This is a genomic window from Vibrio sp. 10N.261.55.C5 (assembly GCF_041470505.1).
GTDB classification, from domain to species: Bacteria; Pseudomonadota; Gammaproteobacteria; order Enterobacterales; family Vibrionaceae; genus Vibrio; species Vibrio crassostreae_C.
The window spans coordinates 61148-81559 of record NZ_JBFRMS010000033.1 but is presented as its reverse complement, the minus strand read 5'-3'; the positions used below and the strand labels follow the sequence as shown (position 1 = coordinate 81559).

The following is a 20412-nucleotide window of genomic DNA, read 5'->3' as shown; positions in this document are numbered from 1 at the left end:
TAAAGGACATTGCTATGCATCCAGCATTATGGGTAAGTAAAACGGGTTTAGACGCCCAACAAACCAATATCTCAACGATTTCGAACAACCTTGCCAACGCCTCGACCATTGGTTTTAAAAAGAGCCGCGCTGTATTTGAAGATCTGTTCTACCAGAATATTAATCAACCGGGTGGTCAATCGTCTCAGAATACTGAGCTGCCAAGTGGTTTGATGCTGGGTGCCGGTTCTAAGGTCGTCGCGACTCAAAAAGTGCACACTCACGGTAACGCACAAACGACATCTAACAGCCTAGACATGATGATTGAAGGCGACGGTTTCTTCCAAGTTGAAATGCCAGACGGTGAAACAGGTTACAGCCGCAATGGTCAGTTCACACTGAACGGTGAAGGCGCGATCGTAACGTCGGGCCAAGGTTATCCTCTACAACCAGAAATTGTGATTCCTGAAGACGCGATCTCGGTAACGGTTGGTAACGACGGTGAAGTATCGGTTCGTCTACGTGGCGAGCAAAACAACGTCGTGGTTGGTCAAATTACCATTACTGACTTTGTAAACCCAGGTGGTCTAGAGCCAGTAGGTCAAAACCTTTACTTGCCAACTGGCGCGAGTGGCGACCCACAAGAGGGTGTACCGGGTTTTGATGGCCTGGGTAACATCCGCCAATCGATGCTAGAAACATCGAACGTAAACGTAACCGAAGAGCTGGTAAACATGATTGAAGCTCAGCGTGTATACGAAATGAATTCGAAAGTTATCTCGTCAGTAGACAAGATGATGAGCTTTGTTAACCAACAGCTGTAATTGGTTTATTCGCCGTTTACTTTTTTAATTAATCTATCTGTTTTTGCTAATTGACCCATTTACCACTGCCTGCTGAGAGTATATCGCCATGAAACGTATTTTTTGTTTAGCCCTGTTAGCTTCGATGACTGGTTGTACAGTACTGGATCCAATTGAGACGCCAGCACAAGAGAACGCGACCACAGTGGTTGATGCGGTTGAAGGCGATAAGTCGGCAGAAGAAAGTTCAGGAATTATCGACACGCTTCGTGGGCGAACCGATCCAATTGCTGGTGACCCTGCATGGGCGCCAATCAACCCCAAGCAGAAGCCAGAGCATTATGCAGCGGCAACGGGCTCACTGTTTAATGTGAACCACATTGGCAGCATGTATGACGACTCAAAGCCTCGTGGTATTGGTGACATCATCACTGTAGCGCTAGATGAGAGTACTCGAGCGACCAAAAAAGCCAACGCAGACATGTCTAAGTCGAATGATGCATCGATGGAGCCGCTGGCTGTTGGTGGTCAAGAGCTGACGATCGATAAGTACAACTTTTCTTACGATCTGAGCAACACCAATACCTTCGCTGGTGATGCATCAGCCAACCAAAGTAACAGCATCAGCGGCTATATCACCGTAGAAGTGATCGAAGTATTAGCCAATGGCAACCTAGTGGTTCGTGGTGAGAAGTGGATGACACTGAACACCGGCGATGAGTACATCCGCCTAAGCGGTACCATCCGTCCAGACGATATTGACTTCGAAAATACCATTGCTTCAAACCGTGTTTCTAACGCACGAATTCAGTACTCAGGGACTGGCGTACAGAAAGATATGCAAGAGCCTGGATTCTTGGCACGATTCTTTAATGTATCTCTGTAGAGCTTGATAGGACGACGACATACTGACAGCCTCTATCACTCAGCCACATTTAGCTAAGCTATTATAAATTAAAGCAATACAGACAGGTTACTCAATGAAAAAACTGACACTCGTACTATTCGGCATGCTATTTCTTGCCACCAGTGCCCATGCTGCGCGAATCAAAGACGTGGCAAAAGTGGCGGGTGTTCGTAGTAACCAACTTGTCGGTTATGGTTTGGTCACGGGCTTGCCGGGTACTGGTGAGACAACTCCCTTTACCGATCAAACATTTAACGCAATGCTGCAAAATTTTGGCATCCAATTGCCGCCCGGCACTAAGCCAAAAACCAAAAACGTCGCGGCTGTTATTGTGACTGCTGAACTGCCAGCATTCTCTAAGCAAGGCCAAGAAGTTGACGTAACCGTTTCTTCTATCGGTTCAGCAAAAAGCCTTCGTGGTGGTACCTTGCTACAGACCTTCTTGAAAGGTCTAGACGGTCAAGTGTATGCGGTCGCGCAGGGTAACTTGGTGGTAAGTGGCTTTAGTGCACAAGGTAACGACGGTTCTAAGATTGTCGGTAACAACCCTAACGTTGGTATCATCTCTAGCGGTGCGACGGTTGAACAAGAGATCCCAACGCCATTCGGTCGTGGTGACTACATCACCTTCAACCTAATCCAATCAGATTTCACAACGGCTCAGCGTATGGCTGATGCGGTTAATAATTTCCTAGGCCCACAAATGGCTTCAGCGGTAGACGCAACTTCAGTAAAAGTTCGTGCACCGCGTGAAATCAGCCAGCGTGTAGCATTCTTGTCGGCTATCGAAAACATCGAGTTCGACCCTGCTGAAGGCTCTGCAAAAATCATCGTCAACTCTCGTACAGGTACGATTGTGGTTGGTAAGCACGTTCGCCTAAAAGCGGCGGCGGTCACCCACGGTGGTATGACGGTTGCAATTAAAGAAAATCTAAACGTAAGCCAACCGAATGCATTCTCTGGTGGCCAAACGGTAGTGGTCCCTGATTCTGATATCGAAATCACGGAAGGCGATGGTAAGATGTTCAAATTTGAACCTGGCCTAACGCTGGACGATTTGGTACGCGCAGTCAATGAAGTGGGCGCTGCACCTTCTGATTTAATGGCAATCCTTCAAGCACTGAAACAAGCGGGTGCAATTGAAGGCCAATTGATCATTATCTAAGAAGGGGTAAAGCATGATTAAAAATAACAATGACATCGGCTTTATTCACGATATCGGTAGCCTAGACCGCCTTCGTCAACAAGCGGTAAACGGTGAAGAAGGTAGCGAGAAAGAAGCATTAACCGCGGCGGCAAAACAGTTTGAATCGATTTTCACCTCGATGTTGTTTAAGTCAATGCGCGACGCTAACTCGAGCTTTAAGTCGGATATGTTGAACAGCCAGAACGAGCAGTTCTATCGTCAGATGCAAGATGACCAAATGGCGAGTGAGTTAAGCGCTTCAGGTTCATTAGGTCTTGCAGATATGATCGTGGCTCAACTAAGCGCTGGCCAAGCAAGCGATACGTCTGAAGAGAAGGTTCGCAGTGAAGGCTTTGATGCTTCATTGCAAAGACCGCAATATTCAGGCCGTTCGGAAGAGCGAGCGTCAGACGTTCAACCTGCGCAAGCAGCAAAACAGCCAGTATCCTTTGATTCTCCAGAATCGTTTGTGACCTCAATGAAGCCTTACGCGGAAAAAGCGGCAAGTGCGCTTGGTGTGGACTCGTCTCTTCTATTGGCACAAGCTGCCCTTGAAACGGGTTGGGGCTCTAAAATGGTTAAGAACTCTTTGGGCAACAGCAATAACTTATTTAACATCAAAGCAGATAGAAGTTGGAAGGGCGATAAGGTCGCGACTCAAACTCTTGAGTTCCATGGCAAAACCGCCGTTAAAGAGTCAGCTTCCTTCCGTTCTTACTCTAATTTCGAAGATAGCTTTAATGATTACGTGAAGTTCTTGAACGAAAATCCAAGATACGAAACGGCGCTACAGCATCAAGGCAATTCAGAGAATTTCATCAAAGGTATTCATCAGGCTGGTTACGCAACTGACCCTAACTATGCAGACAAGGTTTTACGAGTTAAAGCCAAGATTGATGAGATGAACTAGCGTCATAAATCAACATAGAGAGCTTGCTACTGGCAGGCTCTTTTCTTCTCCGCCCCTTCAGTTCTTACGCGTAATCCATAGTTATCTCCTTACACTTCAATAAATTATCGTCTTTTAATTTCCTATTGTTTGTGTTGGCACATATATTGCTTTTATCTTAGTAATATACGGTTGTAGTTAATCAGTTCATTCTGGTTTTGTTAAGTTTTTTGGGGGCATTATGGCGTCGGATCTTCTGAATGTAGGAGCACAAAGTGTTCTTACGGCTCAGAGACAGCTAAACACCACAGGTCATAACATTTCTAACGCCAACACAGAGGGCTATAGCCGCCAATCTGTGATTCAAGGTGTGAATGACCCGCGCCAGTACGGTGGTCAAACCTACGGTATGGGTGTGCATGTGGAAAATGTTCGCCGCTCTTGGGATCAATTTGCCGTCAATGAACTTAACCTATCGACAACCAATGCCGCCAACAAAGGTGATACCGAAGCAAACCTAGATATGCTGTCGAGCATGTTGTCGTCGGTTGCTTCGAAGAAGATCCCTGAAAATCTCAACGAGTGGTTTGACTCGGTGAAAACATTAGCCGATACACCGAACGATGTTGGTGCGCGAAAGGTTGTATTAGAAAAGGCTGGGCTATTAAGTAAAACGTTGAATGAGTTTCATGAAACGGTTCGCCAACAGTCTGATTCTACGAACAAAAAATTAGACATGGGTATCGAGCGAGTTAACCAACTGGCTTACGAGATCCGTGACGTACAACGCTTAATGATGCGAACTCCTGGGCCTCATAACGACCTTCGAGATCAGCACGAAAAGCTGATTAATGAGCTTTCTGGTTACACCAAAGTAACGGTAACTCCTCGCTCAAATGCCGAAGGGTTTAATGTCCATATTGGTAATGGCCATACCTTGGTCTCTGGTAGTGAAGCGAGCCAACTGAAGATGGTTGATGGCTTGCCCGATGCGCATCAGCGTCGCCTAGCAATTGTTGAAGGTAAGTCTTTAAAACCGATCACCAGCAGTGATATCGACGGAAAAATCGGCGCCATGCTAGACATGCGTGACGAACATATCCCGGCAATCATGGATGAGCTTGGTCGTTTAGCGACCGCGTTTTCATATGAGGTCAATAGTCTTCAAGAACAAGGTTTGGATCTTAACGGCAACGTAGGTAAGGACTTGTTTACCGACGTGAACTCAGAGCTGGTGGCAAAATCTCGTGTCACGGCTAGCGGGCAATCGAAAGCCGATGTTGCGGTATACATTGATGATACTTCTGCCTTAAAAGGCGGTGAGTATGGACTGAAATACGATGGCAGTGATTATGTCGTGACTAAGCCGAACGGTGAGACCGTTAAGATGGCGACCGACTCTAGCGGTAGTGCTTTTTATCTTGATGGCATGCGAGTGGAAGTACGTAACCCTCCTGAACTAGGAGAGAAACTGTTACTGCGTCCAACGCGTAATTTTGCTGCGCAGATTCATATGGAAACCAAAGATCCGAAAGACATTGCTGCGCAAAGTTATGAGGCATCGACCACGTTTGCCAAGGGTACAGCGGGATTTAAAATCCTAGAAGCAGGTCAACTGCGTGAGTTTGAAGTGATTGTCTCACCAAAAGGTGAGCAGTTTGCTGTGACGGATCCGAAGGGTAACATTTTAATGCAGCCTCAACCGTATCCGCCACAAGGGCCAGTGACCATCAACGGTACAACGTTTGAGCTCACACCCGGTGCGGTGGCAAATGATAAGTTTACGGCAAACCTTGTCCCATCAGAAGGTGACAACGGTAACCTGCGTAAGCTACAAGATCTTCAAACAGGAAAGCTGTTGAATGATGGTGAGTCTACGATTTTAGACCTTTACCACAACTTGAATACTAATACGGGCTTGAAGTCTTCAACGGCAAATCGCCTGAGTGATATTGCGACATTAGAAAAACAGTCGGCTCAAGAACGTATTGCTTCTATCTCGGGAGTAAACCTCGATGAAGAAGCGGCAAACATGATGAAATTTCAGCAAGCGTATATGGCTTCTTCACGTATCATGCAAGCAGCCAATGATACGTTTAACACTATTTTGGCTCTGAGATAGGAAGGTATAAATGTTGAATCGTATCTCTAGCTTCCATAATTATCAGTCAGTACAAAACGACTTGCGCCGTCAAGAGAACAAGGTGCATCACAACCAAGCACAACTTGCTTCGGGTAAGAAGTTACAGTCGCCAAGTGATGACCCATTAGCGACGCACTATTTACAGAACATTGGTCAGCAGTCAGAACAGCTTAAACAGTATGTCGATGCGATTACTCTAGTCAGAAACCGTCTTGAGCATCATGAAGTATTGGTTTCTAACACTGAAGGCTTTGCTGATGAAGCAAAACGAACCGTGATGGAAATGATCAACGGTGCGCTTTCTCCGGAAGACCGTTTAGCTAAGAAGCGTGAAATTCAAGAACTGGCGAATAACTTCCTGCATTTAGCCAACTCTCAAGATGAGTCGGGTAACTACACGTTTGCAGGCACTAAGCCGAAAAATCAGCCTTTCTTTCGAGATAACGAAGGGAATGTGACATATCAAGGTGATGACTACCAACGCAAGATGCGTGTGGCAAGCAGCTTTGAAATGGCAATGAATGATCCGGGCAGCAAGATGTTTATGGAAATAGACAACCCGTTCGGTGACTACGAACCTCAGTACGAGCTTGAACCTGCGTCTGAGTTATTGCTCGGGCGTGCGACCAACAGCGATGAAGATGGGTCTACTTATAAAGTGACGTTTGTCGACATGCAGACGGGCAATTTCGCTTATCAGCTTGAAAAAGACGGCGCAGTGGTTGCGGCAGAAGATTTTGATCCTTCGACAGGCATTGTTTATGAAGGGCTGAATATTCAAATCAAAGGCCAAATCACTAAAGGTGATTCGATCACCTTAGAACCACGAGAGACTTTCTCTATCTTTGATACGTTCAAAGAGGCTGCTGAGCAGGCTGAAAACCCGGTATCGGATGCATCAGCAACAGCGAAACTGCACCAAGTAACTGAAGAGTTCCACGCTGCGTTTATCCATTTGACCAAGGCAAGAACCGATGTTGGTGCACGCTTGAGTACTTTGGATATTCAAGAGCAACAACATGAAGATTTCAAGTTGTCTTTAGCAAAAGCAAAAAGCAACTTTGAAGACTTGGATTACTCGAAAGCGATCATTGAGTTCAATGAAAACTCTCGAGCACTACAAGCTTCTCAACAAGCGTTTGGCAAAACCAAAGACCTGACCTTGTTTAACTATATTTAATGATCAATCGGTATTTAATGGTGGCTTGTCGATCACCATGGCGTTGATTCCTTGCCGTATGTGCTATGCCATACGTGCGAATGACGCCACAGTTTGCCGCTTTTTTGTACGAAGCATGATGTTTCTAGAATAGCGGCAAAAAACGGCAATAAGGAAGGTGAATGTTTTTCATCTTCTAATAGTAGAAAATCATAATTGCGCAGTGTTGTTTGTAAGCTTCTGATTTTTAGATAATTAAAAAATTATTTATATGATATTAAACTTGGCATACAACTTGTATCTGTGTTGGTTATAAATGATTAATACAGATCTTAAACCTTGTATAGGGTTTATCGAGTAATACACGGTCAGTGCTTATCCATATGAGAGTAAAGCTGGCCGCTTCGCAGAAACTTTGCGAACTCATAAGGAGAGCAAAATGGCTATCAATGTAAGCACTAACGTATCTGCTATGACAGCACAGCGTTACCTGAATAAAGCATCTAATGACTTAGCGACTTCTATGGAGCGTTTGTCATCTGGTCACAAGATCAACAGCGCGAAAGACGATGCAGCCGGTCTGCAAATCTCTAACCGTTTAACGGCGCAATCACGTGGTTTAGACGTTGCAATGCGTAATGCCAATGATGGTATTTCAATTGCACAAACCGCTGAAGGCGCGATGAATGAATCAACCAACGTACTGCAACGTATGCGTGATTTAGCGATTCAATCATCAAACGGCACTAACTCGCCGGCAGAGCGTACTGCACTGAACGAAGAGTCAATGGCACTTCAAGATGAGCTTAACCGTATTGCGGAAACCACATCGTTTGGTGGTCGTCGTCTACTGAACGGTTCATTCGGTGAAGCTTCATTCCAGATCGGTTCTAACTCTGGTGAAGCAATGATCATGGCTCTGACAAGTATCCGTGCAGATGACTACCGTATGGGTGGTACTACGTTCGATTCAGAAAACGCGAAAGATAAGAACTGGGAAGTGCCGCCAACAGCGAGCGATCTTAAGTTCGAATTCAAAACCAAAGCGGGTGAAGACATCGTTTTAGATATCAATACCAAAGCGGGCGATGATATCGAAGAGCTTGCGACTTACATTAATGGTCAGTCTGATCTTGTGAACGCATCGGTTACTGATGATGGTCGCATTCAACTGTTCGTTGCTGAACCTGACCTTGACGGCCCAATGTCTATCTCTGGTGGTCTAGCGTCTGAGCTAGGTATTAAGAGTGAAGGTCGTGCAACATCGGTTCAAGATATTAGTTTGATGAGCGTAGCAGGATCACAGAATGCTATTAGCGTGATTGATTCTGCAATGAAATACGTAGATTCACAGCGTGCTGATTTGGGTGCAAAGCAGAACCGTCTAAGCCACAGTATTAATAACTTGGCAAACGTACAAGAGAACGTAGACGCTTCAAACAGCCGAATCAAAGATACGGACTTTGCGAAAGAGACGACGCAAATGACCAAATCACAAATTCTGCAACAAGCAGGTACTTCGATACTTGCTCAAGCGAAACAGTTGCCTAACTCTGCGATGTCACTATTGCAATAGTTATTGGTTGAACTCGCTGCTCGTGTTCAGACGTGAGCCATGCAGCAAGGGAAACTGGCAAGCATACTTACTATTGAGTGTTTAGCTCTCTCATCTCTCACCTGCTATCCATTTTTACAGTAAGAATGCAACGGCAAGTCGGAAATGTGTTCATTTCTCGATGATCTCCACACAGGCTCTGACGCGCCAACTAGCCCCGGTTCTCTCAAAGGAAAAGGGGCTTTTTCCTTTCTGTATTTCTTGTTTTTGCTATTTACTTTCCTGCGAATTTTCTCGCTCTACCTTTTTCAAATCTCTATTTGACTGTTCTTCTTCACGATAAATAATCTCATCTATTACACAAGATCTGCCTAACTCGGAGATCTTTGGCGATTGATCATTTCTCGACCTTGAGCCATTTAGACGGCGGTTCGTACGCTTTCTGAACAGATTAAGATCTTTTTCCAATTGAAATCTATCGCTGTATTAGAAAATGATGAGAATTAAGTTGTTGATAAATATTAGATTAATATTTTTTTTGTGGTTTTTTGAAAGTTTTTCTAAAGCTTCTGATTTTCGCGCCGTTATTAAAAGTAACTTTGAGAGAACTACTTGGTTTTCCGAGACGTCGGAAACCGCTATACCGGAAAATCAATTGGAGAAATCACCATGGCAGTGAATGTAAATACAAACGTTTCAGCGATGACAGCGCAACGTTACCTAAACAACGCAAACAGCGCACAACAAACATCAATGGAGCGTCTAGCTTCTGGCTCAAAAATCAACAGCGCAAAAGATGACGCTGCGGGCCTACAAATCTCGAACCGTTTGAACGTTCAGAGCCGTGGTCTTGATGTTGCTGTACGTAACGCGAACGACGGTATCTCTATTGCACAAACTGCTGAAGGTGCAATGAACGAGACAACGAACATCCTGCAACGTATGCGTGATTTGTCTCTACAGTCTTCAAACGGCTCAAACTCAAAATCTGAGCGTGTAGCGATTCAAGAAGAAGTAACTGCGCTTAACAATGAACTTAACCGTATCGCAGAAACCACATCTTTCGGTGGTAACAAACTCATTAATGGCACTTACGGAACTCAGTCATTCCAAATCGGTGCGGACAACGGTGAAGCGGTAATGCTTCAACTGAAAGACATGCGCTCTGATAACGCTCAGATGGGTGGTAAGAGCTACCAAACTGAGAACGCGAAAGATAAAGATTGGAACGTTCAATCAGGCTCTAACGACCTAAAAATGTCGTTCACTGATAACTTCGGTCAAGCACAAGAAATCGACATCAGCGCAAAAGCGGGTGACGACATTGAAGAGCTAGCAACGTACATCAACGGTCAACAAGATTCTGTTAAAGCATCTGTAACTGAAGACGGCAAGCTACAAATGTTCACTGGCAACAACAAAGTGAGCGGCGATGTGTCTTTCTCTGGTGGTCTTGCTGGTGAGTTAGGTATTCAAGCAGGTAAAGACGTAACGGTTGACACTATCGATGTAACATCAGTTGGCGGCGCACAAGAGTCTGTAGCTATTATCGATGCGGCACTTAAGTATGTAGATAGCCACCGTGCTGAGCTAGGTGCTTTCCAAAACCGTTTCGACCACGCTATCAGCAACTTAGACAACATTAACGAGAACGTTAACGCATCTAAGAGCCGTATTAAAGATACCGATTTCGCGAAAGAAACGACTCAGATGACTAAGTCTCAGATCCTTTCTCAAGCTTCAAGCTCGATTCTTGCTCAAGCGAAGCAAGCGCCGAACTCGGCACTTAGCCTACTAGGTTAATCGATTAAAAAGCCACGTTGACCAATAGTGTTGACGCAAGGCTTCCACAAATTAGCTCGTGGTGAGAGATGAGCGCTAAACAGACCCAGCTTCGGCTGGGTTTTTTATTGCCTGCAATTTGGCGAAGGTGTATTTAAAAAAGTGCAATGTTGGTAAGCAGGAGCAAAAGCGAGATTCCCTATCGCGTTCGTTCCTCACTGTAGGGAATGACGGGGTTGGGTTGTGGAGACTGTATAGCTGCTTTGGCAAGGTTAGATCGAGTAAATAATTACTCAGATTCAAACAATAGTTTTCAATCGTCATTCCAGAATCGAGTAGAACGAGGTATCAGGAATCTAGTTTTTTGAGGAAGGAGTTTGTTTCGTTCTTATCTACCACTGTAAGGAATGAAGAGTGAACCATAAGCCAGTGAGGTAATTAACCGTCATCCCAGAATCGAGTAGAACGAGATATCAGGGATCGGCTTTGGTTTTTATGTGCAAGGCGACACTTATAAATGAGTGAGGATACGAAACTTTAGCGAATGCCGCTCTATTAATTGAAGCCTGATCACACTTTTCTTTGTTGTTGAAAAGAATACGAAAAAAATCGCATTTTTTATTAAAGCTTCTAATTAAGGGGCCGTTAAAGGGATTGAGAGAAATGATATGTACCAATGTAAGGTGAGAGAGACACTGGTGCATAAACAAATTGACATGTATTTGTGTGAGGTGAGAGTCACATAAGTGCATTAAAAAATGCCTAAAGGAGATCAACTATGGCGATTAATGTAAACACTAATGTGTCTGCAATGACGGCTCAGCGCTACCTGAATAGCGCGGCTGAAGGTACTCAAAAATCAATGGAGCGTTTGTCTTCTGGCTATAAAATCAATAGCGCAAAAGATGATGCTGCAGGCCTACAAATCTCTAACCGCTTAACGTCGCAAAGCCGTGGCCTAGATATGGCTGTGAAAAACGCGAATGATGGTATCTCTATTGCACAGACAGCTGAAGGTGCAATGAATGAGTCAACCAACATTCTGCAACGTATGCGTGACCTTTCTCTTCAATCTTCAAATGGTTCAAACAGCAAATCTGAACGTGTTGCGATCCAAGAAGAAGTCTCTGCTCTGAACAAAGAACTTAACCGTATTGCTGAAACAACTTCTTTTGGTGGTAACAGGCTTCTTAACGGAACTTACGGTAGTCAATCTTTCCAAATCGGTGCAGATTCTGGTGAGGCGGTAATGCTTTCTATGGGGAACATGCGCACCGACACTCAAGACATGGGTGGTAAGAGCTACGGCGTTACAGAAGGCAAAGATGCTTCTTGGCGTGTAGGTGCGGGTGCTGATTTAACAATCAAATACAACGATAAGTTTGGTGAAGCGCAAGAGCTATCTATCTCTGCTAAAGAAGGCAACGATATCGAAGAGCTAGCAACTTACATCAATGGTCAAAGCCAAGACGTTAAAGCGTCTGTGGGTGAAGGCGGTAAACTGCAACTTTTCGCTTCAAGCCAAAAAGTTGAAGGTGATGTTGAGTTTGGCGGCAGCCTTGCGGGCGAACTAGGTATCGGTGCTGGTAAAGACGTTACCGTTAACGATATCGACGTAACTTCTGTTGCAGGTGCAAACGAAGCAGTATCTATCATTGATGGTGCTCTAAAATCTGTTGATAGCCAACGTGCTTCTCTAGGTGCTTTCCAAAACCGTTTTGACCATGCAATCAGCAACTTAGACAACATCAACGAAAACGTTAATGCGTCTAAGAGCCGTATCAAAGATACCGATTACGCGAAAGAAACAACGGCAATGACGAAGTCTCAAATCCTACAACAGGCGAGTACTTCTATCCTAGCTCAAGCAAAACAGTCACCATCAGCAGCTCTAAGCTTATTGGGCTAAACTTACCTCGGTAAGTAGCGGTAAACTCTACTCTGGGTAGAGTTTTACTGTTTGGCTCATAAAGGAGGGAGGGAGAGTGTTATGGAAATATCATCCAACGCATCGAACATCCAGCCTTATGGCTCACCTAATGGCATTAAAATTGCAAGCGATGAAGGTAGTAGTGCGTCGAGTCTTTCGCGACTAAAAGAAGCAACATCTTATGACAAGGTAGAGAAATCGAAAGAGGAAGCTACCGAAGCGGCGATTCAATTAGCTCAACATAGACAAGAGTTAAATGATGAAGAGCGAGTCAAAATGGTGGAGAAGGTAAACGAGTTTATCTCCTCTCTCAATAAAGGTGTAGCTTTTAAGGTCGATGAAGAATCTGGGAGAGATGTGGTTACCATTTATGAGACCACAACCGGTGATATTATTCGCCAGATCCCTGATGAAGAAATGCTTGAAATTCTAAGACGCCTAGCAGCCCAAAACTCGAATAGTCGAATATTTGAGGTGAAGGTTTAAGTCGTATTATTGAGGTGATTTAATGAGTTTTGGCCCAATGGGGATTTCGTCTGGCATGGATATCAATTCCATGGTCAGCAAAATTGTTGATTCGGAGCGTGTACCTAAACAGCAACGAATCGACAATGAACGAACGCGAATCGATACCAGCATTAGTGCCTATGGAAGACTCAGAGAATCCCTTGATTCGATGAAAAACCTGATGACAAACTTTCGTCAGGAAAAAGCTTTTGCTGTGCGAACAGTGGAAAGTACCGATGAAGCGCTTGTCTCTGCAACCGCGACTACCGAAGCGATCGCTGGCAAATATGCCATCGATGTGTTGCAGCTTGCCCAAAGCCATAAAGTGGCTTCTGATGTACTGTCAGAGGACATGAAATTTGGCCCAGGTAAGCTGCAGGTTTCGCTTGGTGATGACAGCTTTGACGTGCAAGTTGGCGACAGATCGAGACTTATCGAAGTTGTTCGTGGTATCAACGGTGCAGATAGCAACCCAGGAGTTCGTGCATCTATTATCAACGATGTCGAAGGTCCAAGACTTATTATTGCCTCGAACCAGTCTGGTTCAGATCAGCAGATCAACATTAATGTTGAGTCAGATGCTGCCAATCCCTTAAAAAAACTCGAATACAAAACGCTTGAAGAACGTGTTAAAGCGCTAGAGAAAGCGCGCGTTGCTGCTCAAGATATTCTAGCTCTAACCCCTGCAGGAAAAGCCGTTGAACTCATCGATGAAGTGATCGCTAGCGATGACCCAAATGCGAATGAAACACTCGATAAAGATGGCAATGTCATCCCTGCATCCCAAACTAATTCTACCTCCGTTGCTGACGAAGACTCTCAAAGCCTCAGCTACGGAGAACAAGCCGCCGCCGACGGCCAAGCAGCTCTTGATGCAGCTAAAGCGGCAAAATCTGTCATGCCTGAAGACAATATCCCTGGCTGGACTGAAACCGCGTCAGGTACGCTTTTAGATTCTTACTACACACCAGAACTTGAGCTTGATGAAAAAGCGATAGAGAAGGCACCCTATGTGCCGGGGTGGTCAAATGCTGCCTCAGGTACTCTGACCGATTCATACGTGACACCGAAAGAAGCCCAACAAAAGCTTGAGGCTGAGCAAGCGCGTATCGAAGAGAAGATTTCACAAGAAAAAGCGGAGTTGGCTGAGAAAGTTCAAAAAGGCGAACTCACCGCAGAGCAAGCCAAGAAAATTGAGCGTGCCAAATTAGAACCCGAAGAGCGCGAGCTCTTAGAGAAGGTCGATAAAGCGCAAGCAGATCTTGAACAAGCACAGCAATCTTTTGATACCTATAGTGGAATGACTGAAGTTCAGGCTGGCCAAGATTCTATGGTTGTCCTAGATGGTGTTGCTCAACTCTCTAGTAATAACAATGTGATTGAAGATGCCATTGAAGGTATTGATATTACGGTGAAAGGAAAAACGCCAAAAGATAAGCCGCCGGCAGAAATTGGTGTGGAGTACGACCGTAACAGTGTTCGCCAAGATATCGAATCCTTTGTGAGCTCTTATAACCAGTTCTATCAAGTGTCTAAAAACTTGGCGGGTGTTGACCCAACGACTGGCCAAAAAGGCCCGCTGTCTGGTGACAGTACCGTGCGTAACGCCGACTCACGATTAAAAGGTGTGTTCTCATCAAGCATTGAAGGCGCGCCTGATAACCTAAAATCTTTGACCGAGTTTGGTATCACGACCACAAGACAAGGCTCGTTAGAAATCAACTACGACATGCTTGACCGTCAACTTAACAATAACTTTGATAAGTTGGGTGAGTTCTTTGGTGGCAACAACGGCTTCGCCAAAAAAGTGGAAGACGCGATTCAAGGCATTACAGGTATCACGGGTTCAATCCGTACTAGAGAAAAGAGCTTGGTCGAGCAAAACTACCGTTTGGTTGATGACCAAAGCGCGCTCGACCGCCGCATGGACAGCCTAGAGAGCCGTACCCACTCTAAGTTCACAGCCATGCAAGATGCGACCAGTAAGATGCAATCTCAGCTGGGCAGTATGATGAATGCGTTGGGCTAATAGATGAATAGCCAGCTACAAGAGCTTTGTGAACTCGATCAACTAATTATCTCTAAACTGGAATTTAGTGAAATTAATGCTGAAGAAATAACGCAGCTTGTCGATAACAGAGAACAGTTATTGCAAAACGTGCTTCAAATAATCGACTCACATCCCGACGTTAAGCAAAGTTCTGAATGGTTTGAAGCCATTACCAGAACCAGAAAATTAGTCGAATTGATGCAGTCTGAGACGAGTCGAGTAGGTAAGACCCTACATAAATACCGTCACGGCGCTAAATCAGTTCAACAATACAAAAAGTTTTTATAGAAGAGGTTTACTATGCGCGGTTCTTTACAGGCATATAAAAAGGTATCAGTGGATAGTCAGCTAACGGCTGCCTCACCGCATAAGATTGTACAAATGCTAATGGCCGGTGCTATCGAGCGTTTGATTCAAGGCAAAGCGGCAATGCAAGCAGGCAACATCCCAGTGAAAGGTGAGCGACTTGGTAAGGCTCTAGATATCATTATTAGCCTACGTAGTTGCCTATCTATGGACGATGGTGGCGATATTGCGAAAAACCTAGATCAACTTTATGAGTTCATGATCACGCAAATTTCTGCGGCAAATCACAAAAATGACCCACAGCCTATTGATGATGTTATCGATATTATTCGCGAAATTAAGAGCGCTTGGGACCAAATTCCGAACGAATATCACAACTTGACGTCCGCTGACGTAGGAATTTAAAGAAAAATTGCAGTTTTAACCAATCTCATATCCCTTAATTGGTTGGTTGCCTTATTTTTTTTATCAAATAAAATAGAAGCCATTAGATAGCCTAATGGCTTTTTTCGTTGCTGATTTCCTAAATTTGTCCACGTAGACCGTAATCGTTGATACTTTTCACTGGTTTATAGACTACGTTGCTCACCGTTTTTCCGCATCGCACCAAAATAAAGGCAATAATTCCTACTTATGCAAGGTTTGGCAAAACTGCTTGTCGTCGACGATAACGCTCAAGATCGTCACAATTTAAGCACAATATTAGAGTTTGTAGGAGAGAGCTGCGAAGTAATCAGCTCTGAACAAGCACGTAAAGTTGACTGGTCACTACAGTGGGCCGGCTGCATTGTTGGTACCATTAAAGGTAAAGGCTTCAACGCATTACTGAATGAGAAGCTTGTTCACGCCAATCACGTCCCTTTACTGGTGATTGGCAAAAACAATCACCCGGTTGACGAGTTGACTAACTATGTTGGTGAGCTTGAACTTCCTCTTAACTACCCGCAATTAAGTGATGCATTAAGACACTGTAAAGACTTCTTAGGCCGCAAAGGTGTTCAAGTTGTGTCTTCGGCACGCAAGAACACCCTGTTTCGCAGCCTAGTAGGACAAAGTGCTGGCATTCAAGAAGTACGTCACTTAATTGAACAAGTCTCTTCTACGGAAGCGAACGTGCTGATTCTTGGTGAATCTGGTACAGGCAAAGAAGTCGTAGCGCGTAACATTCACTATCACTCTAAACGTCGTTCAGGGCCTTTTGTTCCTGTAAACTGTGGCGCGATTCCACCTGATTTGCTTGAAAGTGAACTGTTTGGTCATGAGAAGGGCGCATTTACTGGGGCGATTACCGCACGTAAAGGCCGTTTTGAATTGGCTGAAGGTGGCACACTGTTTCTTGATGAAATTGGCGATATGCCGATGGCGATGCAAGTTAAGCTGCTACGAGTACTGCAAGAGCGATGCTTTGAGCGTGTAGGTGGCAATAGCACCATACAAGCTGATGTTAGAGTGATTGCGGCAACCCACCGCAACCTTGAAGATATGATCGACGATGATTCGTTCCGTGAAGATCTTTACTACCGCTTAAATGTATTCCCGATTGAAATGCCGGCGCTTCAAGATCGTAAAGAAGATATTCCACTGTTGCTTCAAGAGCTGATGACTCGAATGGAAGCGGAAGGCAGCATGCCTATCTGTTTCACGGCTCGTGCTATCAACTCTTTGATGGAGCATTACTGGCCAGGTAACGTTCGTGAACTAGCGAACCTGGTTGAACGAATGGTTATCTTGTATCCAAACAGCTTGGTTGATGTGAATCACCTGCCAACTAAATATCGATACAGCGATATCCCTGAGTTCCAGCCAGAGTTTAATAGCTTTGGATCTGAAGAGGAGCAAGAGCGTGATGCACTTGCTGACTTATTCTCAGAAGATTTCAGTTTTGATCAGCAAGATGATATTGCCGACAATGCTAATGCGCCTCAAGAGTTACCGCCAGAAGGGGTTAACTTGAAAGAGCTACTCGCGGATATGGAAGTGAATATGATCAATCAAGCGTTGGAAGCGCAGGGCGGCATTGTTGCTCGTGCTGCTGACATGCTTGGAATGCGTAGAACCACTCTGGTTGAAAAAATGCGTAAATATAACTTGCAGCGATAGTGTCCAGTTTTCGATGAAAACGAAAAACTAGCACACACTTTTTAGCTATTTGGTAACTCTAGCTAAGTGAACAGATAAACCATAGTCGAGTTGTTGCTTGCTTAACTATGTGATAAATATAGCAAATAGCCTGACTCGTGTTGTACGTCTCAGGCTGTTTTAGTATTTGAGGCAAATTTTTGACATGCGCGTATCTAACGAACCAGAAAATCAATCACACCTAGATTCTGTTGAACAGCAGGTTGAGCGCTATAAGCAAGTACTCGACGTGATGCCAGCTGGGGTTATCTTGTTAGATACACACGGCGAAGTGAGAGAAGCGAACCCTGAAGCGCATCGTATTCTTGGTGTTGAGTTGGTTGGCGAGAAGTGGTTTTCAGTGATTCAAAGTGCCTTTGACCCAAAAGACGATGACGGTCATGAGATCTCATTGAAGAACGGGCGAAAAGTGCGTTTGGCGATTTCAGCCTCTACCACGGGTCAGCTGATTTTGATTACCGATCTGACCGAGACCCGACTATTGCAGTCTCGCGTGAGTGATCTTCAGCGTTTGTCTTCATTAGGTAGAATGGTGGCCTCGCTTGCCCATCAAGTGCGAACGCCGCTTTCAAGTGCGATGCTGTATGCATCAAACCTTGCCGCGCCAAATCTGCCGCCGGCAACAAAAACGCGTTTTCAATCTAAGCTTATGGATAGATTGCATGACTTAGAGAAGCAAGTGAACGACATGCTGTTGTTTGCCAAAGGTGGTGACAACAAAGTCGTTAAGCCATTTACTGTGGCTGAATTGATCACTGAATTTCACCCTATGGTGGAAGCGGCATTGAAAACTAACCAGATTGATTATTGCCAAGAAGTTGAGGGCGAACAGACTCAAATGTTCGGCAACGCCAATGCTATCGCCTCAGCGTTAAGCAACCTAGTGTTGAACGCGGTTCAAATTGCGGGTAAGGAATCGCAGATCGATGTGTTTTTTAGGCCCGTAAATGGCGAGCTTAAGATATCAGTGCAAGACAGTGGCCCCGGCGTACCGAAAGAGCTTCAAGGTAAAATAATGGAACCCTTCTTTACCACTCGTTCACAAGGTACAGGTCTAGGCTTAGCGGTTGTACAAATGGTATGTCGAGCACATGAAGGCCGACTGGAATTGATATCAGAAGAAGGCGACGGCGCATGCTTTACCATGTGTCTACCGCTTGAAAGAAGTGCTTCTTCTGAAGACTAATAAGTTTTAACTGAATTTACACTGGAGAATCCTATGGCTCAAAGCAAAGTGTTAATCGTCGAAGATGATGAAGGTCTACGCGAAGCCCTTGTCGACACACTCGCGCTTGCTGGCTATGAATGGCTGGAAGCGGATTGTGCGGAAGATGCTCTGGTCAAATTAAAATCGAACTCCGTTGATATTGTCGTATCTGACGTGCAGATGGCGGGCATGGGTGGCTTGGCACTATTGAGAAACATTAAGCAGCATTGGCCAAATTTGCCGGTATTGCTAATGACAGCGTACGCCAACATCGAAGATGCCGTTGCTGCAATGAAAGAGGGCGCTATCGACTATATGGCAAAGCCATTTGCGCCAGAAGTGCTGCTCAACATGGTCAGCCGTTATGCGCCTGTAAAGTCGGATGACAACGGCGACGCTATCGTTGCTGATGAAAAAAGTATCAAGCTAATGATGCTGGCTGATAAAGTTGCGAAAACCGATGCCAACGTCATGGTGTTGGGCCCGAGTGGTTCTGGTAAGGAGGTGATGTCTCGCTACATTCACAATGCTTCTAGCCGAAAAGATGGCCCGTTTGTCGCGATTAACTGCGCGGCGATCCCAGACAACATGTTAGAAGCGACCCTGTTTGGTTATGAAAAAGGCGCATTTACTGGCGCTATTCAAGCTTGCCCGGGGAAATTCGAGCAAGCGCAGGGCGGTACAATTCTGTTGGATGAGATCAGTGAAATGGATCTTAGCCTACAAGCCAAACTACTGCGTGTTTTGCAAGAGCGCGAAGTTGAGCGATTAGGTAGTCGTAAGAGCATCAAATTGGATGTTCGTGTATTAGCGACCAGTAACCGAGACCTTAAACAGTATGTTTCTGAAGGGAATTTCCGTGAGGATTTATACTATCGTTTGAATGTATTCCCAATTTCTTGGCCACCACTGTGTGAGCGAAAAGGTGATATTGAGCCTTTAGCTAAGCACTTAGTTGAGCGTCATTGCACCAAACTTGGTATGCCTGTACCGGTTATGTCAGCGCAAGCGATCAGTAAACTCGTCAATTATCCGTGGCCGGGCAATGTTCGCGAATTAGACAATGTGGTACAGCGTGCGTTAATATTGAGCGAACAAGAGAACATCTCTGGTGAGCACATTCTTCTTGAAGGTGTCGATTGGCAAGACGCAAGCAGCCTACAACAAATCGTTGAAGGCACTGACGTAGCTGCGCCAGAAATCAAGCCGATTGCCGAAGCAAACCCAATCAATAAAATCGCGGCTAGCAGCGAAGGGTTAGGTAATGAGCTTAGAGATCAAGAGTATGCGATCATTCTTGAAACCCTGATTGCATGTAATGGTCGACGCAAAGATATGGCTGAAAAACTGGGTATTAGCCCTCGTACACTGCGTTACAAGTTGGCTAAAATGCGCGATGCTGGAATAGATATCCCAAACTGAGGATAGATTAGTAGTGTCAGCTTTCTGACTAGTGTAATACGATATCTAGTCAATTTAATGTGTGGCACGCTAATTGCTCTGTCAATAATATAGCTAAATAGATAGTCATAATTTTGACTCCTGAGGTAGTAGATGAGAATAGATGGTTTACAAGGCGAAATGCAGGCGATGATGGTCGAAGCTGCCAGCGCGCGTCCCGCAGCAACGGGGCAAGCGGTCGGTGCAGATTTTGGCAACATGCTGACTAATGCCATCAATAATGTGAACTCATTACAAAAGACTTCAGGTGATCTTCAAGCTCGTTTTGATAGTGGCGACCAAAGCGTATCCCTATCGGACGTGATGATTGCTCGTAATAAATCTAGTGTGGCTTTTGAGGCGACGATCCAAATTAGAAATAAATTGGTCGAATCGTACAAAGAGCTGATGAATATGCCGGTATAAGTTG

At 44.9% G+C, this 20412-nt stretch carries 17 protein-coding genes; all 17 read left to right on the top strand.

The features are described 5' to 3' along the window. The first annotated feature begins 14 nt into the window (after positions 1–14). The gene (gene flgG, locus AB4263_RS13500) at positions 15–803 is read left to right on the top strand and encodes a flagellar basal-body rod protein FlgG (protein WP_017062259.1); all 789 of its coding nucleotides are present in this window, start codon (positions 15–17) and stop codon (positions 801–803) included. A gap of 88 nt (positions 804–891) precedes the next feature. Further along, positions 892–1668, top strand: a complete 777-nt coding sequence (gene flgH, locus AB4263_RS13495) for a flagellar basal body L-ring protein FlgH (protein ID WP_017069006.1) — start codon at positions 892–894, stop codon at positions 1666–1668. A 94-nt stretch (positions 1669–1762) separates the two neighbouring features. Continuing rightward, complete coding sequence (locus AB4263_RS13490; RefSeq protein ID WP_017062257.1) at positions 1763–2854, top strand: flagellar basal body P-ring protein FlgI; 1092 nt, start codon at positions 1763–1765, stop codon at positions 2852–2854. Positions 2855–2867: 13 nt separating this feature from the next. Continuing rightward, positions 2868–3785, top strand: a complete 918-nt coding sequence (gene flgJ / locus AB4263_RS13485) for a flagellar assembly peptidoglycan hydrolase FlgJ (protein ID WP_017064131.1) — start codon at positions 2868–2870, stop codon at positions 3783–3785. A gap of 220 nt (positions 3786–4005) precedes the next feature. After that, positions 4006–5886, top strand: a complete 1881-nt coding sequence (gene flgK / locus AB4263_RS13480; RefSeq protein ID WP_372098361.1) for a flagellar hook-associated protein FlgK — start codon at positions 4006–4008, stop codon at positions 5884–5886. A gap of 10 nt (positions 5887–5896) precedes the next feature. Beyond that, a complete protein-coding gene (gene flgL, locus AB4263_RS13475) occupies positions 5897–7087 on the top strand; it encodes a flagellar hook-associated protein FlgL (RefSeq protein WP_017064129.1) in 1191 nt (396 codons plus the stop codon). 418 nt (positions 7088–7505) lie between these two features. Then, complete coding sequence (locus tag AB4263_RS13470) at positions 7506–8642, top strand: flagellin (RefSeq protein ID WP_017069005.1); 1137 nt, start codon at positions 7506–7508, stop codon at positions 8640–8642. Positions 8643–9290: 648 nt separating this feature from the next. Continuing rightward, positions 9291–10424, top strand: a complete 1134-nt coding sequence (locus AB4263_RS13465) for a flagellin (RefSeq protein ID WP_372098360.1) — start codon at positions 9291–9293, stop codon at positions 10422–10424. Positions 10425–11181: 757 nt separating this feature from the next. Next, positions 11182–12312, top strand: a complete 1131-nt coding sequence (locus AB4263_RS13460) for a flagellin (protein WP_102321179.1) — start codon at positions 11182–11184, stop codon at positions 12310–12312. Between the two features lie 81 nt (positions 12313–12393). Continuing rightward, a complete protein-coding gene (flaG, locus tag AB4263_RS13455; protein ID WP_017066380.1) occupies positions 12394–12819 on the top strand; it encodes a flagellar protein FlaG in 426 nt (141 codons plus the stop codon). Between the two features lie 22 nt (positions 12820–12841). Continuing rightward, positions 12842–14869, top strand: a complete 2028-nt coding sequence (gene fliD / locus AB4263_RS13450) for a flagellar filament capping protein FliD (protein ID WP_372098359.1) — start codon at positions 12842–12844, stop codon at positions 14867–14869. A 3-nt stretch (positions 14870–14872) separates the two neighbouring features. Then, positions 14873–15178, top strand: a complete 306-nt coding sequence (locus AB4263_RS13445; protein WP_017060688.1) for a flagellar protein FliT — start codon at positions 14873–14875, stop codon at positions 15176–15178. A gap of 12 nt (positions 15179–15190) precedes the next feature. Next, entirely contained in the window at positions 15191–15601 is a 411-nt protein-coding gene (gene fliS / locus AB4263_RS13440) for a flagellar export chaperone FliS (protein ID WP_004736194.1), read from the top strand. A gap of 228 nt (positions 15602–15829) precedes the next feature. Beyond that, a complete protein-coding gene (locus AB4263_RS13435) occupies positions 15830–17296 on the top strand; it encodes a sigma-54 dependent transcriptional regulator (RefSeq protein WP_372098358.1) in 1467 nt (488 codons plus the stop codon). A gap of 184 nt (positions 17297–17480) precedes the next feature. Next, a complete protein-coding gene (locus AB4263_RS13430; protein ID WP_017060686.1) occupies positions 17481–18521 on the top strand; it encodes a PAS domain-containing sensor histidine kinase in 1041 nt (346 codons plus the stop codon). 33 nt (positions 18522–18554) lie between these two features. Next, the gene (locus AB4263_RS13425) at positions 18555–19964 is read left to right on the top strand and encodes a sigma-54 dependent transcriptional regulator (RefSeq protein ID WP_017064121.1); all 1410 of its coding nucleotides are present in this window, start codon (positions 18555–18557) and stop codon (positions 19962–19964) included. 132 nt (positions 19965–20096) lie between these two features. After that, complete coding sequence (gene fliE, locus AB4263_RS13420) at positions 20097–20408, top strand: flagellar hook-basal body complex protein FliE (RefSeq protein ID WP_017060684.1); 312 nt, start codon at positions 20097–20099, stop codon at positions 20406–20408. The last annotated feature ends 4 nt before the right edge of the window (positions 20409–20412 follow it).